Raw genomic sequence first — 15,788 nt, forward strand, 5'->3', positions numbered from 1 at the left:
CTCGACTCACCCTACTCTGATAGCTAATTCGGTGGCATTTCCCAGGTGTGGCTCTGGCTGAGGAACTAACGCAGACCCTTAACCAGTCCGGAGCTGTTTGCGATCGCGGCTTCTCGCGGAGGTGTGCTTTTTACCCTGGGTAGAAGCAGCTTGAGCCTGGGTTTTTGCCCCAGTACCACGACCTTGACCGGATCGCTTACGGCTAGATGGGTCTGCTTTCGACTGGGCTGAGGCGGTGGGCTCATATCCTGGAATGATGTCTCTACTAAAGGTGCGATTGAGCAAGCGCTCAATATTTTTCAACAGGGGGTATTCATCGCCACAGACCAAGGAAACCGCTCGGCCCTCATTGCCTGCTCGACCTGTACGGCCAATGCGATGTACGTAGTCTTCTGGCACATCTGGTAGCTCAAAGTTGACGACGTGAGGCAGCTGATCAATATCTAGACCCCGTGAGGCGACATCGGTAGCAACCAAGACCCGCACTTTTCCCTGCTTAAAATCACTCAAGGCACGGGTGCGAGCGGCTTGAGTTTTGTTGCCGTGAATCGCGGTGCTTTTTAGTCCGTCTCTCGCCAACTGTTCAGCTAGGCGGTTGGCTCCATGCTTGGTGCGGGTAAAGACCAACACCTGCTGCCAGTTGTGGAACCCAATCATATAAGAGAGGAGTTCTTGCTTGCGATTGCGATCGACTAGATGCACCACCTGCTCTACTTGCTCAGCAGCAGTATTGCGGGGAGCAACTTCGATCAGGCTAGGAGAGTCAAGCAGGGTATTAGCCAACTGCTGAATCGCCTTAGAAAAAGTGGCGGAAAACATTAGGGTCTGCCGTGCTTGAGGCAGTTTCGCCAGAATCTTGCGGATGTCGTGGATAAACCCCATATCCAGCATGCGATCGCACTCATCTAGGACTAAGATCTCGACCTGGGAAAGGTCTAGAGTCTTTTGCCCTAAGTGATCCAGCAACCGACCGGGGGTAGCCACCAGAATGTCCACGCCCCGACGCAGGGTTTGAATTTGTGGTTCAATGCCAACGCCGCCATAAATAACGGTAGCTCGCAAAGACAGGTACTTACCATAGGTTTTAACGCTATCACCCACCTGAGCTGCTAATTCACGAGTCGGTGTGAGGATGAGGGCACGAGGTGAGCGATCGCCTTTACCAGCAGTTTTGGCGCTAAGGCGTTGCAGAAGTGGCAGAGTAAAGCCAGCGGTCTTGCCTGTCCCGGTTTGAGCACTAGCAAGAATGTCTTGCCCTTTCAAAATAGCGGGAATTGCTGCCTGCTGAATCGGAGTAGGCTCGGTGTAGCCCTGCTCAGCAACAGCACGAAGCAAGTCGGCCGAAAGACCGAGGTGTTGAAATGTCATGAATGCGATCGCTCCTAGTGGTGCCCCTATCCCAAATTCAGTACCTGGGACCAGTCTAAGAGCAGGAAACTTATGATTCAGTTGGAGAGCTTGGATGAGCAAGTTCCAATGCGCCAGCAACAGACCGGAATGTACTGGCAGAAATTCATCTTAACAGGAATTTAGGCAAAGTGGGGCCAATGAAGCAAGAGACTAGGGAAAGATCCAGTTTTAGTTTCATCCCATCAGGCGTAGTGGTTAGCCTGGAGAATTGCTCAGACTGGTAAGGAGACTCAATCTGGCTAGGAGCAACTTTTCATGTCCGGTGCTAAATGGTGGGGAAATCTGGCGATCGCCACCTTCTCTATGTGGAGCGTTAACTCATCCGTCGCTTGGAGTTTTTCTGATACTTCAACTCACTGGGGGCGGGCTTGCATTGACCAACTGTCACAACGCAAATTAGTCAACGGTTACCCAAATGGTACCTTTAGGCCCAACCAGACCGTGACTCGGGCTGAGTTTGCCGTCTTGATGCTGAATGCTTTTCCCAACCTGCCGCGATCGCAGAGGGCTCCCACCTTTCGGGATGTACCAACTACCTACTGGGCTTACCGAGCGATTCAGGATGCGGCTGCCCGCCAACTTTTTTCTGGTTATCCAGATGGCACCTTTAAACCGACTCAAGCGATTCCGCGAGTCCAGGCGATCGCGATTGCTACCAATGCCTTGAATCATCCAGCCCCCGATCAACCTGATGCAGTCTTACGGCAATATTTTGACGATGCCGCTCAAGTGCCTACTTATGCCAAACGGGCGATCGCCACAGGGACGCTGAACCGTTTAGTCGTGAATTACCCGCAGGTCAAACAACTTCGCCCCAACCAAGCGGCTACTAGGGGGGAAGTGGCAGTACTCCTTTGCCAAGCTTTAGCTTCTAGCCAACCAGAACTCGGTCAAACGGTTCCTAGTCAGTACATTGCTGGGAACCAGAGCGGGTTTGCCATTCCTCCTGCAGCAGGTGGGTTTGGGCAGTTTTCTCAAGGGCTTACAGTTGCCCAGAAAGATGGACGCTACGGGTATATTGATACTGCTGGAAAAACCGCGATCGCTCCCCGCTTTAATGTGGCTTTGCCGTTTTCGGAAGGGTTTGCGGCTGTGGGAGTTGTCCCCGATGCCGAGGGAACTCGCTGGGGCTATATCGATCGCCAAGGGCAATGGTTGGTGGAGCCGCAGTTCGCTAGCGCCAAACCTTTCTCCGCCGGATTGGCAGCCGTTAGAGTAGGCAACAAGGTTGGCTTTATTGACCGCACTGGCAAACTTGTAATTTCGCCGCAGTTCGACGACGCTCTCCCCTTTTCCGAAGGATTGGCTGCTGCACAACTCAATCAGCAATGGGGTTTCATCAACCCTCAGGGGCAGTGGGTGATTCCCGTCCAACCTTATGGCTCAGTTGCTCCATTTTCCGAAGGATTAGCTCAGGTTGAGCGCAACAATCGGATTGGCTTTATTGATAAAACCGGAACGATGGTCATTCCACTCCAATTTGCGGGTGCTCAGTCGTTCGCAGGCGGATTGGCAGCAGTACAAACCGCTGAGAGCCGCTGGGGCTACATTGACAAAAGCGGCAAGCTAGTGATTCCACCCCAGTTCTATCGGGCACAATCCTTTGCTGAAGGGTTAGCGGGCGTATTAATTGCCGATAAATGGGGTTTCATTAATGCCCAAGGCGCGATCGCGATTCCGGCGCAGTTCTATGCTCCCCAAGCTCAAGTGGGCAATGACACCTCCGTCGTGGCCGAAGATGTAGCCGTAGTATCTCCCTTCTCCAGTGGGCTGGCAATGGCACGACTCGGAAACAAAGCAGGCTTTATCGATAAAAGTGGCAAGTTTGCGATCGCACCTCAATATGCAGATGCCAATTCCTTCTCAGAAGGTTTGGCCTACGTAAATTTGGGTGGACGTTGGATCACTCAAGCCCCTGGGCCTGAAGGCCCATACTTAACGCAGCTTGAAGGAGGGGAGTGGGGCTATATTCGCGCTCCGGGTCGTTAGTCTATTAATTGGTTATGAAGCAAGAGTTGTGAACCAGGAGTGAATCAAGCAGTCTGAGTTGCCCCCTGCCCAGCTCCTGGATTCACCCCTTGCAAGATGTTGAGGGCGACTGCCTCTGCCACTTTAATGCCGTCAATGCCTGCCGAAAGAATCCCCCCAGCATATCCCGCTCCTTCACCCGCCGGATAAAGTCCTGCCGTGTTGAGGCTCTGATACTCTGTGTTGCGTTTAATCCGAATTGGGGAGGAAGTGCGGGTTTCTACCCCGGTTAAAACGGCATCGTGCATGGCAAAGCCTTTGATTTGTTTGTCGAAGGCAGGTAGCGCTTCGCGGATGGCAGCGATCGCATAATCGGGCAAGCTAGAGCTGAGATCGCAGAGATGCACCCCGGGCCGATAGGAAGGCTTGACACTACCGAGGGTAGTTGAAGGCTGCTGAGCTAGAAAGTCGCCCACCAACTGTCCCGGAGCCTCATAAGTGCAACCGCCCAACTCAAAAGCTCGCTCTTCTAATTGACGCTGAAGCTCCATTCCTGCTAGAGGGCTGCCCGGATAATCTTCTGGTGTAATGCCAACGACGATGCCACTGTTCGCGTTTTTGCCGCTACGCTCATACTGGCTCATGCCGTTCGTGACGACTCGCCCCACTTCTGAGGTTGCCGCTACCACTTGCCCACCCGGACACATACAGAAGCTATAGACCGATCGCCCATTTGAGCAATGATGCACCAACTGATAATCAGCTGCACCCAAAACCGGGTGGCCTGCCTGTGATCCTAGGCGACACTGATCGATCACAGATTGGGGATGCTCAACTCGGAAGCCAATCGAAAAAGGCTTAGGTTCAATGTAAACCCCTTGCTGATGCAGCATCTCGAACGTGTCACGGGCACTGTGCCCCACAGCCAGGATCACGTGTTCGCTGGGGATATACTCACCAGTGGCTAGAACCACACCTCGCACTTGCCGATTGTCACCATGTTCTTCGATCTCAATCGTTTGCACCCGACTTTCAAAGCGGAATTCACCGCCCAATGATTCGATCGTGCGGCGCATATTCTCGACAATCTTGACTAGCCGATAGGTACCAATGTGGGGTTTATTGACATAGAGAATTTCCGGAGCCGCTCCCGCATTCACGAATTCTTCGAGAACTTTTCGCCCGTGATGATTGGCATCTTTCACTCGGCTGTAGAGTTTGCCATCGGAAAAAGTGCCTGCACCCCCTTCGCCAAATTGCGCGTTAGATTCAGGGTTAAATTTGCGCTTGCTCCAAAAGCCAAAGGTATCTACCGAGCGATCGTGAACTGGCTTCCCCCGTTCTAGAATCAGCGGGCGAAACCCCATTTGTGCCAACAGCAACCCCGCAAAGATGCCACAGGGACCCGCACCAATTACGATCGGTCGATTCGCCAAAGATGCAGTTGCCGTGTTAGGAGCCTGGGCCACATACCGATAGCTCGTATCAGGCGTGGGCACAACATGCGGATCTTTTCTGAATCGCTGGAGTAGCCGCTTTTCTTGAAGAGTTTCTACATCCAGAATATAAACAAAAACAATGTCATCTTTTTTACGAGCATCATAGCTGCGCTTGAAGATGGAAAAGCTGACTAGCTCGGCAGGCGTAATTTGCAGCTTTTTGAGGATTGCGACCTGAAGTGCCTCTTCAGGGTGATCAAGCGGTAGTTTTACTTCGGTGAGTCGGAGCATGATCGATGTTGGGTGGTGCTACGAGCGTTCTTCCAGCCTGGATTTGATATTTAGTCCAGATCTCTAGTACAGCTCATATTTCATTAACTGGCAGGGCAGCGTTCCATTGTACACCGCGATTCGCTGGCTTGATTTCAGCCCGATCGACTGAGCCAGCTCTTTGTTGCCGCTCAAGATAAAAGCAGTCCAACCTTTAAACCGCTGTTTCAAAACGTCACCGAGCTGTTTGTAAAATGCGCCCAAGTCGGTGTCTCGGCCTAGCCGTTCGCCATAGGGAGGATTGCAGAATACAACCCCGCTATCGGTCGGTGCCACTACCTCAGAAAGATCCATCTCCGAAAACCAGATCTGGTCCAGTACGCCGCAGGTTTGGGCATTGGCGATCGCCTGCTCAATTACCTTGGCATCGCGATCGCTACCCCAGATTGGTGCAGGTAGCGTATCCCGTTGACTGGATTCCGCCTCTTGAATCAAGCCTTCCAGAAGATTGAGGTCAAAGTCAAGCCAGGTTTCAAACCCAAATCGTTCCCGAAACAGTCCTGGGGCAATATTGAGCGACTTGAGGCAGGCTTCTAGGGGTAAGGTGCCAGAGCCACAGAGCGGGTCATAAAACATTTGCTCCGGTTGCCAACCAGAAAGCTGAATTAGGGCTGCTGCTAGAGATTCTTTCAACGGGGCAGCTCCGACCGCAGGACGATAGCCTCGGCGGTGCAAACTGTTTCCAGAACTATCCAGGCTGACTGTGCAGCCCTCACGATCGATATGAATATTAATCTGCACATCCGGTTCTTGCAGCTCGACATTGGAGCGATCGCCAAACTGCTCTTGCTGCTGATCCACGATCGCATTTTTAGCCTGTAGCGCCGTGAAGTGAGTGTGGTTGAGCTGATCGGTTTTGCCCGTCGCGTTCACTGCCAAGGTTACATCCGGTGTGAGGTACTCTGACCAATCAATCGTCTGAATTCCGCGATAAAGATCTTCGGCACTTTGGCAAGGAAACTGGTGCAGCTTCATCAGGATACGGAACGGCACCCTTGCCCATAGGTTAACGCGGTAAAGCAAGGTGCGATCGCCCTCAAATGCCGCACCACAAAACCCTGGCTTTACGGAATGTGCCCCTAGCTGCTCTAATTCCTGAACGACGAGCGGCTCTAAACCATTCGCCACCGTAGCAAAATACTGATTCATACTGACTCACTAGTGAATAGGTCGCACCTGCTTATTGATATAGTCCCTTAGCCGAGGCAAAACCAGAGCGGTTTCATCTAAGAAAACAATCCCTCTCGCTAACATGAAACCACCCTGTAATCTCAGTTCCCTAAGTAGAACGCGATACAGCACGGTAAGTTTTGTAACTAATTGGGGAAAATACGGAATTAACCAAACAAGGGCTGAAGCATATAAAAGTCCGCACCTCATCCTGAAAATCGAAAGTCACAACATTGCATGAATGGAATCGCTAGTCGTCAACATGGCATGGGCTGGATACGCGATTATCCTGATCATCGAGATCTAAGGTTGACCAGTAAAGCCATCCGACCCATGATGGAAACTGTCATGGGTCAATCTGTAGAACTGATTGAGAAAAGGCAATTCAAAAAGTTAGATCTACCCGCTTTCATTGATCTACGCTCAGGGTTCTCTCCAGTTGAAGATCAAGGCAAAATCGAGTCTTGCACTGCTCATGTTGTGAGTGCCATTGCCGAGTACTTGGAACAAAAAGCTTTCAATGAGTACAGCCATCGCTCCCGCTTGTTTCTCTATAAAGCCACTAAAAACTTGTTACGAGTCCAAGGCAATGCTGGAGTGTTTTTACGCACTGCGATGGGAGCTTTGCGATTATTTGGAGCTCCACCAGAGGAGTACTGGCCCTACGACCCTAGCAAGCAAGACGAAGAACCACCCGCGTTTTGCTACGCCTTCGCTGCTAACTACAAATCAGTTAACTATGTCCGTCTAGATACTCCAGACATCGATACTGCCGAGTTATTAATGGCGATCAAAACCCAATTAGCAGCAGGTTTTCCCTTAGCTTTTGGCACCATGCTCTTTGATATGCCCTTGATGCATGCTAGTCGGCCTGAAACCCTCGGTCAATTGCCGTATCCATGCAACAGCGATCGCCCCAAGGGAGGTCATGCAATGGTAGCTGTGGGCTATGACGACTCCATTGTGATTGAGCATCCCAAAGCGGGTGGGAGCAGAAGCAAAGGCGCAATCTTAATCCGGAATTCCTGGGGCACGAGTTGGGGTAAAGATGGGTATGGTTGGCTGCCCTACAGCTACATTCAGGGTGGACTTTCGGTAGATTGGTGGGTGCTCCTTAAACAGGACTGGGTAGATACTGGCGTATTTGGCCTCAACTGCTAAAACCAGGCGTTATCTGCGATGTGAACAAACAACATCGTTACTCTCTCGCTAAAAGTTTTTGACTGTCACTGCAAGCTCCAAATCAGGAAAAACAGATTCAAATAGTTTCTGCTGATTTGCTGGTGCTCAGTGGTCGAATTGCCTCGGATTTATTAAACATCAAGGAGATCTTTAGACATGGCTCGTAATCGCAAGCAAAACAATGATTCCAACCCTGAGAACTTGAGTGCTGATATGGAACTACAACCTCAGCCTGAAGCGATCGCCCCTGTGGATGAAGCGGTAGCAGGTGGCGTAGAGCGCTTGATGGAAGTCATCGAACGCAGCGTGGAAAACGTTGGCAGTGATGAAGCCGAGCGCGAATTGCTCCGTCAGGGAGTGACCACAGTTGTGCAAGATACCTTGTTGGAATTCTTGCGACCCCAAGAAGGCAATATGGAATCGATGGCGATGGGCTTAGTCCAACCCGTGGGCGAATCGTTAACCCTAGGTAATAATGGCACGACAGAGCGGGCGATCGATGCAGCGGTGAGAGGATCGCAGCAAACTGGGATGGCTTTTGTTGAATTCACTCAAGGATTAATCACAGGTACTTTCAACTCGATCATTAAAGCGACTCTTGATCAGATGAAAGCCTACAGTGACATGGTCGCGGATCTGACCAAGAGCCTGAAAGAATTTGCTTCTGATAACGTATCGGACGATGCAGTCGCAGAAAAACTTGCTCAACTGACGTTTACAGAAAAAGATACTGCTGGAAAGGACAAAGCGTTCCCAGTGGTGGAGAAGGAGCCTCGACGAGCTTACCATCTCAAGCGCCTCTACTACATGGCACCTGTTACAGGTGGACATCGGGCGGAGATCATAAGGGTTTTTGGGCAAGATAGCGTCTTTAAACCCACCACTACTGACGTCATTGATGAAGCAAAAGTCAAAGAACTCTTTGAAAGCGATTTTGATAAGACTGATGGCATTGAGGTCGATAGTTCTAAAGTCTACACCAGCAGTGATATCAGCACTATCCAGACTGCCATTAAGCATGGCCTAGCCCGTGATGGCATGAATCAACTGCGACAGATGGCTCGCGAAGGGATGGCTCGGATTGTTATCACCGAGGGGGAAATCAATACCAAGCTAATTTTCCGAGTTGCCTCCACTGAATCCAGCAGCACGAACACTACTAACCGAAAAAGCCAGAGTTTTGGAGGTTCGGTCAAGGCAGGCGCAACCTGGGGTTGGGGCAATGCTAGCGTCAGCGCCTACTATAACAACCTCAGCGTCAGCACTGTAGATCAAACTACTGTGGGCAACATCGAAACGCTGACCCAAATGAGCGGCCAAGTCACCCTGAAATTCAAGACTGACTACAAACCCCTTAATGATGGGACAGGTACGGTGAAAGAGTCGGATCTTGCTCCCATTGTTTAGAACTGTATTTCTCTGCAACGGTCTAGCGTTGATACACCGTTAGACCTAACCCCCAGCCCCTTCCCTTAAAGAAAGGGGAGCTAGATATAAAGCTCCTTTTTCTTGGCGGAGGGGTTGGGGAAAGGTTAGATAAAACTTTCAGTTTTTCGAGAATATGAATGCTCGCTATCCACTTTAGTGACTTAGTTGTGATGACCGCTGGGGAGATCTCTCAAATTCCCGTGACGCACGAACTAGCGCCCGATGAAATTGAGGAACTAGTGACTGAGTCGAATCTCCAGAACTTGGCCTCAGAAATGGCTCTTCCAACTTTAAGGGTTGATGAAATTGCAATCGCGATCCCGGTGCATTTTCATCTCTCGCCGCGATCGGGCAATTCGCTGTCAGGGAGTCGACTGATGACTACCTTACCTTCACCCCTGGTGCCAAAATCAGTCAATGCCTTGAGCCATTTTAGAGTTACCTTAAAGCTAAATCCTCTGGACTAAATTCTTTTAGTTCTTACCATCTCATCACGTGACATAGCTTCTGTGACCAATAGCGATCGCCCCCTGACTCCAAACGAACCTCCTGCCCTACCCAATGATGAGTGGGAGTTATCTGAACTGATCCAAGTGATCACGGCAGAGTTAGATCAAGCTCAAGATACCTTAATTCTCAAGTCGCAAAATCGACGACTGTCCATGATGGTCAACCAGCTAAACCTGGATCTCCAAGTGGATGTTCGCCGCGACCCCAACGGCCATCTCATGTTTCGCACCGTAGCTCCTGGTCAAACGGGGGCTACTGTTTTAAAGCTAGGTTTCACGCCTGCACTTGATACGCAAGTTCAAGAAACTCGCAAGTCTGTCGATCTGGAAACAGGTGATTATCGGCGGCTAGAAGACTTACCGGAAATTCAGAGTGTCGAGATCCAGAAACTCAAAACTGTAGGGATTCACTCGGTCAATGATTTGGAAGTGGCAACTCAAACCCCTGCCATGCTGACAGAGATTTCTGCTAAAAGCGGGCTGGATGAAGCGCGGTTGCGTCTCTGGCGAGAGTTGCCTCTAATTACGCAAATCAAGCCAGAGAGCGGGGCTCCCGGTAGTATTGTCGTGATTGATGGTGCCAACTTTGGTACACGGATGGACGCTGTGGAAGTTTACTTCCAGGATAAGTTGGCTAAAGTTCTCGATTGTACCAACACTCGCATAACGGTAGAAATGCCACGAAATCTTGTGGGTGGTGGATTTTTAGCAGCAAAAATCGGCAATCAGAAGACAAACACGTTACCTTGGCGGGCTGATACTGTTGACCTAAACGTGCAAGATATTGTGATAGATTCGCCCACGCCCATAGTGCAAGGGCAAGAAGTGACATTTCGGGCCATTCTTAGTAACCAGGGTAATGTCGATGCAGCAGGCTTCGAGGTCAATTGGGAGTTACTTCAGGTAGGCACTACCAGGTTGCCGCTACCAGACCGTAGTGCCCCGACGATGCTGCAAGCCGCGGTGGATGACTCAGATGATATCCAAGGACCTTCTACGCAGTCCATTTACCGAGAACTTTATTCTCATGCGTCTCTGCGATCGCAGCAACAATCATCTGACAACGCGGTCACCTTTAAGTACAAGTTCGATCAACCTGGAATCTACCGCATTAGTTTCATGGCTGATCCCAATAAGCAAACTTTCGATCAGTTGCAGACGAATAATCAATTCATTCGTGAGTTTGCAGTCAATTCTCTACCTCCTCCACCCCCACCGCCTCCACCAGTTCCCTTATTGAACCCATCACCAAATCAGTTCGCTCCTCGCTCTGGAAAAGCAGGCGATACCGTAACTTTGTTTGGCAGAAACTTGAATGTAGGAACGGTTTCCATTCGGTTCGGCACTGTGGCAGCTTCTATTGTGGGTGCGCCCACCGCCACTCAAATTGTTGTGAGAGTGCCAACGTTCTCACGCGGAGGCAATGTGCCAATCACTGTCCAGACTAGTGGTGGAACAGTCTCTAGCACTGACGTATTTAGCGTCGTTGTGCCTGTTTACTACGGCTCTGGAACCGCGATCGGGGGTAATCTTCTATGAGTCAGGCGATTGCCCGCTCGGTGTGGTCGTTCTGGACGAAACCTTTCCGATCGCATCGCCAAACCATCTGGTTTAGTGAAAAACATCATCTGCTGGCTTGGATCTTGTCGCTCGAAACCACGCGAAAACATTATCCTGAAACTGCGCTGGTGACGGATGATGCTGGAGCCAAAATGCTGATCGATGGCTTGGGACTAGAGTTTGATAGCGTTACAACTGAGTTGAATGCGTTGCAAGCTCAAGACCCAGATTGGTGGATTTTAGGTAAACTATGGGCTTACCGTAGCCAAACCCAGCCTTTCATCCATGTCGATAACGATGTGTTCTTGTGGAAGCCGCTGCCCCCGGTCGTCAACACTGCGCCTGTGCTTGCTCAGAACCCGGAGTATTTTGTCTTTGGCAAACCCTTAGCAACCTGCTGGTGGTATCGCCCAGAAATTTTTAATCATCGCGTCAAAAGTACAAATGGTTGGCTACCGGATGAGTGGAACTGGTATTTTGCCAAGCGCCGAAATCTGGCTTATTGCTGCGGTATTATGGGCGGCGCTCAGGTAGACTTTATTCGCCACTATGCTGACATGGCTTTGCGAATTGCTGCTGATCCTGGCAATCAAGCAGCTTTGGCGTTGATGGATAACAAACTAGGAGATTGCCTGCTGATTGAGCAATATTTTTTGGCAGCTTGTATTGAATATCATCAGCAGTTGCCAGATTCGCTCTTTGCCGACGTCAGCATTGAATGTCTGTTCGATTCCCCAGAAGCAGCTTTCTCCTCTCAACAGCCTGACCAACTCGGCTATACCCACTTAATTGGGGAGGCCAAGCGAGATGCCGCGATCGCTCGACGTTTAGAGAAACGGGTAGCCGAGGAATACCCAAACCAGTATCAACGGTGCTTACGGTATCTAGAAAAAGTGGAATTTTTTCTGGGCAGCGATCGCACCTATTCGCCAGTTGCCGCTCAAACTGAAGATTTACTAGAAGTATCAGATAGTAACACTGAACTAGGCTCAAGCCTTAACTCTGCTGCATCTCCGCTTACACACCCAACGCCTACAGACCTGAATCGAGTTATTTATGCAAGTTGGCATCATGATCAGGTGCTGACTAGAAACGCATTTCTGGAGCTAGTACAGACTGTAGGACTGGTGATTCAGTTTGCTAAACCAGTGCGTGTAGATAGCCTCCATCAGCGAAGTGTTTTGCTTTGGAGTCATGGTGGAGACACGATCGCCAACCAGCAGCTAATTCATCAGCCTAAAATTCAGCCTGTACGGATCACTGCTCTGATGAATCAACGAACTTACTGGCGCGTTGGTGAAACAGATATCGGAAATGAGTTTCAGCTGGTCAGTGGAATCGAAGCGCTAGAAAACGTTTTGTTTACAGATGCAGTTCAGCTGACTTGGCCTGAAGTGCAGCAGTTTATAAAAGCAGGCGAACTAGATCAGCTCACTGTCGAACTACGAGGAGACTGGATTCTAAATGAAGAAGTTCTGTTCAATATAGATCTAGAGTTGCAAATGGAGTTAGAGCGAGGCACTATTTCACCAAAGTTGCGAGAGTGTTTTAGTAATAATGGCATTCCACTTTCAGGATCTGTGGCGATCGCGTCTGAAGTAACAGGATTATGCTGGCGCTTGGTTGCCCAGGACAAGCTGTATGTGATTCGAAAAGATACAGGACAGTTGAGCGTTCGTCGTCTTTGCGCCTTAGATGGGAATCATATTTGGCCTGGGGTGCCAGAACGTCATAGCGGCAATGGTTGCGAGGGTGGAGATTGGCTCAGCGTCATTCATCTACAGTAATGAAGGACTGGCGATCGCGAAACCTTCTCAACTAATCCCAACCAAGTTTATTTAACCAAAACGTTTTGGTTAATTGCTGATCAATGTTGCACTGCACAAAATCAGTGATACTATCAAACCATAGGTTTTGGTTATTTAACTTATGCCAAGAGCTAAAGCTGTAAAAGCGGTGAGTGTGGCGACGAAGTTGCCCAAGATATTAGCCTTTGCCAATCAGAAAGGTGGAGCAGGTAAATCCACTGGAGCTGTACATGCAGCTGATTGGTTTGCTCAAAAAGGATATTCGACAATTTTGGTCGATGCGGACGGTCAACAGAGTTCATCAGGGTGGTTGAAAGAGCTGGATTTGCCTTGCCAGGTGATTAGCGATCCGGAAACTCTTTTTGATGAGTTGCCCAAGCTGGCAGAGTCCTACGATGTGGTGATTGTGGATGGCCCTGGTAATGCCAGCGAAATTACTAAAGCGATGCTAATTCGCTCCAACTTGGTGCTAATTCCCTGTCGAGACTCCATGATTGATCTAGCCAGCACAGGTAAGATTGTGCAGTTTGTGCGGCAAGCTAGAGAGATCCGGGGTGGATTACCCGTGGCGGCGCTGTACCTCAATGCTGTCAAAGACAACACAGTTTTGTTGCGAGAAGCGAAAGAAGCTTTGCAAAGTGGTTTATTGCCGCTTTTAGACACTACGCTTCCCGATCGCCAATGTATCAAAGATGCACCAGGCCAAGGTAGCACCGTGTTTCGGATGAAAGGAACTGCCCCAAAGTCGGCAGCCAACGTCTACACCAAACTTTTAACCGAAGCCCTGAAACTGTTTGAGGCTGAATCATGACGACACGACGCAAACTCAGTGACGCGATCGCCAACAGTGAGGAACTAAGCTTTGTTTTTGGTCAAGCAGCTACGCAAAAAATTACGCAAGCTGCTGAAGAAACCAAAGAGCAGATCATTCCCTGGAAAGCGCTCGCCTGTACGTTTACCTTTGTCCCGGATGGCAAACCAGTTCGTCACTACTACGACAACGACGAGTTGCAACAATGGGCACTCAACGACATCAAACCGAATGGCATTCGATCGCCGCTGTGGGTGCGCCCCCATCCCAGACAGTCGGGTCAATATGAGCTGGTTGCAGGACTGCGTCGGTTTAAGGCAGCAGAAATTTTAGGGCTGGAGACAGTTCCAGTTAAGGTATTCGACTGGGACGATCGCACTGCATTTCAAGCTGCGATCTCTGAGAATTCCAATCGCCGTGATTTTAGTGCCCTAGAAGAACTGGATAACACGCTGCGTTTGCTGGAAATTCAGTTGGGTTATGACACTGAAGAAGTGATCAGTTTCCTTTATCGGATGAATAACGCTGCTAAAGGGACAACTAACCAAAACGTTTTGGTTAGCCAAGAAGCAGAACTGGTCAAGCAAATCTTTGATGCCTTTGGACGCATCACTTGGCAATCTTTTGTCGCGACTCGACTGCCACTCCTAAAGAAGCCGAGCGAAGTTTTGGATGGGATTCGCCAAGGTAAGATTCACTATACCAAGGGAATTGTGATTGCCAGTATTAAAGATTTAGAGGCGCGACGACGAGTATTAAAGGAGGCTGTGAGTAAATCTCTCAGCTTGTCCGAAATTAAACAACGAGTCAAAGCTCTAAACGACAGTACGAAACCAGCCGCTCAACCAGACCTAAAGCAGCGCTTAACTCAAGTGGTACAACAAGCGAAGAAAGATCGAGCCCTGTGGAGTAGTCCAGAAAAAACTCAGCAGTTAGAAGAGTTGCTGAGCCAACTAGAAGCTATGCTCAAGTGAAGGTGGAGCCGTTAGCGATCGCTGCGGGCTGTCACAATGTCTTGGCTAGCAGCCCACTGTCCTAGATCTTGCCGATTAATCGCTGCAGCCATCAGATCTGGAAACAGATCGGGGGTACAGGCAAAGGCAGGGATGCCTAAATTAGCCATAAATGCAGCGTTTTGATGGTCGTAGTAAGGGGCACCTTCATCATTTAGCGCTAAGAGTGTGACAAGCTGGACGCCAGAGGACGAGAGAGCCGCGACTCGTTTCAACATTTCCTGACGGTTACCCCCTTCATAGAGATCGCTGATTAATACCAAGATGGTTTCTTGCGGTTGGCGAATGAGAGTCTGGCAGTAGGCAAGAGCTTGATTGATATCGGTGCCACCGCCGAGCTGAGTCCCAAACAAAACTTCTACTGGGTCTTGTAAGAGATCGCTTAGGTCAACCACGGCGGTGTCGAATACCACAAGACGAGTTTGCACCGCAGGAAGAGAGGCCAAAACTGCACTAAAAATGCCTGCGTAGACAACAGAGGTTGCCATTGAACCGCTTTGATCTACGCACAAGATAATGTCTCGCAAGGAGGAGCGTTTGCGCCCATAGCCGATGCGAGTTTCAGGAATGATCGTGCGGTATTCAGGTTGGTAGTGCTTGAGGTTGGCGCGAATGGTCCGATGCCAGTCAATCTCGTTATGACGAGGACGACGATTGCAGATCGCTCGATTCAAACTCCCCATCACGGCTTGACGAGTGGGGTTTTCTAATTTTCGCTGTAACTCTTCAACTACTCGCCGCACTACAATCCGAGCCGTCTCTTTGGTCTTGCTGGGCATCACGCCACTGAGGGATAACAGATTTGAGACCAAATGTACATCTGGTTCTACAGCTTCTAGCATTTCTGGCTCTAGTAGCATTTGCCGCAGATTTAGCCGATTCAAGGCATCTTGCTGCATCACTTTGACCACGGAAGAGGGGAAATAGCTGCGAATGTCCCCCAACCAGCGAGCGACCTTAGGCGAAGAACTGCCCAAGCTACCCTGGCGATCGCTGTCATACAAAGCACTCAAGGCATCATCCATCGCTTGGTCGGCGGCACTCAGGGTCAGATCAAGCCCATCTGTATCCCCGCTAGCCCCTGCACAAATCCCATCTGCTGATCCGCCACCCAAAATTAAACGCCAGCGGCGGAGACGTTCGTCAAACGGTTGAGTCAT

Annotated in this window: 12 protein-coding genes; 8 read left to right on the top strand and 4 right to left on the bottom strand. The window is 50.0% G+C overall.

Annotated elements, in window-relative coordinates:
- Positions 1-78: 78 nt before the first annotated feature.
- A complete protein-coding gene (locus H6F90_RS10320) occupies positions 79-1,368 on the bottom strand; it encodes a DEAD/DEAH box helicase (protein WP_190552399.1) in 1,290 nt (429 codons plus the stop codon).
- Between the two features lie 297 nt (positions 1,369-1,665).
- Between H6F90_RS10320 and H6F90_RS29995 the strand changes: the two genes are divergently transcribed.
- On the top strand, positions 1,666-3,399 hold the full coding sequence (locus H6F90_RS29995; RefSeq protein WP_199295844.1) for a WG repeat-containing protein: 1,734 nt from the start codon (positions 1,666-1,668) through the stop codon (positions 3,397-3,399).
- A gap of 44 nt (positions 3,400-3,443) precedes the next feature.
- Here the strand turns inward: H6F90_RS29995 and H6F90_RS10345 are convergent, their stop codons facing one another.
- Both H6F90_RS10345 and H6F90_RS10350 read right to left on the bottom strand, forming a co-directional pair.
- A complete protein-coding gene (locus H6F90_RS10345; RefSeq protein WP_190552400.1) occupies positions 3,444-5,108 on the bottom strand; it encodes an NAD(P)/FAD-dependent oxidoreductase in 1,665 nt (554 codons plus the stop codon).
- 63 nt (positions 5,109-5,171) lie between these two features.
- Complete coding sequence (locus H6F90_RS10350) at positions 5,172-6,296, bottom strand: class I SAM-dependent RNA methyltransferase (RefSeq protein ID WP_190552401.1); 1,125 nt, start codon at positions 6,294-6,296, stop codon at positions 5,172-5,174.
- Positions 6,297-6,554: 258 nt separating this feature from the next.
- Here H6F90_RS10350 and H6F90_RS10355 point away from each other — a divergent pair, with 258 nt between their 5' ends.
- The 7 genes from H6F90_RS10355 to H6F90_RS10385 all read left to right on the top strand — a co-directional run bounded on the left by H6F90_RS10355 (position 6,555) and on the right by H6F90_RS10385 (position 14,589).
- Complete coding sequence (locus tag H6F90_RS10355) at positions 6,555-7,478, top strand: C1 family peptidase (RefSeq protein WP_199295845.1); 924 nt, start codon at positions 6,555-6,557, stop codon at positions 7,476-7,478.
- Positions 7,479-7,655: 177 nt separating this feature from the next.
- Positions 7,656-8,906 (top strand): hypothetical protein, encoded by a 1,251-nt coding sequence (locus tag H6F90_RS10360; RefSeq protein ID WP_190552402.1) that lies wholly within the window; start codon positions 7,656-7,658, stop codon positions 8,904-8,906.
- A 158-nt stretch (positions 8,907-9,064) separates the two neighbouring features.
- A complete protein-coding gene (locus H6F90_RS10365; RefSeq protein WP_190552403.1) occupies positions 9,065-9,394 on the top strand; it encodes a hypothetical protein in 330 nt (109 codons plus the stop codon).
- Positions 9,395-9,436: 42 nt separating this feature from the next.
- Positions 9,437-10,975, top strand: a complete 1,539-nt coding sequence (locus H6F90_RS10370) for an IPT/TIG domain-containing protein (RefSeq protein ID WP_190552404.1) — start codon at positions 9,437-9,439, stop codon at positions 10,973-10,975.
- The gene (locus H6F90_RS10375) at positions 10,972-12,783 is read left to right on the top strand and encodes a DUF6734 family protein (RefSeq protein WP_190552405.1); all 1,812 of its coding nucleotides are present in this window, start codon (positions 10,972-10,974) and stop codon (positions 12,781-12,783) included. The genes H6F90_RS10370 and H6F90_RS10375 overlap by 4 nt, the downstream gene beginning before the upstream one ends.
- Positions 12,784-12,925: 142 nt before the next feature.
- Positions 12,926-13,615, top strand: a complete 690-nt coding sequence (locus tag H6F90_RS10380; RefSeq protein ID WP_190552406.1) for a ParA family protein — start codon at positions 12,926-12,928, stop codon at positions 13,613-13,615.
- Positions 13,612-14,589, top strand: a complete 978-nt coding sequence (locus H6F90_RS10385) for a ParB/RepB/Spo0J family partition protein (protein ID WP_190552407.1) — start codon at positions 13,612-13,614, stop codon at positions 14,587-14,589. The genes H6F90_RS10380 and H6F90_RS10385 overlap by 4 nt, the downstream gene beginning before the upstream one ends.
- A gap of 11 nt (positions 14,590-14,600) precedes the next feature.
- On the opposite strand, the gene H6F90_RS10390 is transcribed toward H6F90_RS10385, so the two are convergent.
- Positions 14,601-15,788, bottom strand: a complete 1,188-nt coding sequence (locus H6F90_RS10390; protein ID WP_190552408.1) for a VWA domain-containing protein — start codon at positions 15,786-15,788, stop codon at positions 14,601-14,603.

Origin of the sequence: Trichocoleus sp. FACHB-591 (assembly GCF_014695845.1) — a bacterium.
Taxonomy (GTDB): domain Bacteria; phylum Cyanobacteriota; class Cyanobacteriia; order FACHB-46; family FACHB-46; genus Trichocoleus.

Excerpts from the sequence above, each read along its gene's own strand:
- H6F90_RS10320 (WP_190552399.1), bottom strand. The coding sequence starts at position 1,368 with ATGACATTTCAACACCTCGGTCTTTCGGCCGACTTGCTTCGTGCTGTT.
- H6F90_RS29995 (WP_199295844.1), top strand. The coding sequence starts at position 1,666 with ATGTCCGGTGCTAAATGGTGGGGAAATCTGGCGATCGCCACCTTCTCT.
- H6F90_RS10345 (WP_190552400.1), bottom strand. The coding sequence starts at position 5,108 with ATGCTCCGACTCACCGAAGTAAAACTACCGCTTGATCACCCTGAAGAG.
- H6F90_RS10350 (WP_190552401.1), bottom strand. The coding sequence starts at position 6,296 with ATGAATCAGTATTTTGCTACGGTGGCGAATGGTTTAGAGCCGCTCGTC.
- H6F90_RS10355 (WP_199295845.1), top strand. The coding sequence starts at position 6,555 with ATGAATGGAATCGCTAGTCGTCAACATGGCATGGGCTGGATACGCGAT.
- H6F90_RS10360 (WP_190552402.1), top strand. The coding sequence starts at position 7,656 with ATGGCTCGTAATCGCAAGCAAAACAATGATTCCAACCCTGAGAACTTG.
- H6F90_RS10365 (WP_190552403.1), top strand. The coding sequence starts at position 9,065 with ATGCTCGCTATCCACTTTAGTGACTTAGTTGTGATGACCGCTGGGGAG.
- H6F90_RS10375 (WP_190552405.1), top strand. The coding sequence starts at position 10,972 with ATGAGTCAGGCGATTGCCCGCTCGGTGTGGTCGTTCTGGACGAAACCT.
- H6F90_RS10380 (WP_190552406.1), top strand. The coding sequence starts at position 12,926 with ATGCCAAGAGCTAAAGCTGTAAAAGCGGTGAGTGTGGCGACGAAGTTG.
- H6F90_RS10385 (WP_190552407.1), top strand. The coding sequence starts at position 13,612 with ATGACGACACGACGCAAACTCAGTGACGCGATCGCCAACAGTGAGGAA.
- H6F90_RS10390 (WP_190552408.1), bottom strand. The coding sequence starts at position 15,788 with ATGACTCAACCGTTTGACGAACGTCTCCGCCGCTGGCGTTTAATTTTG.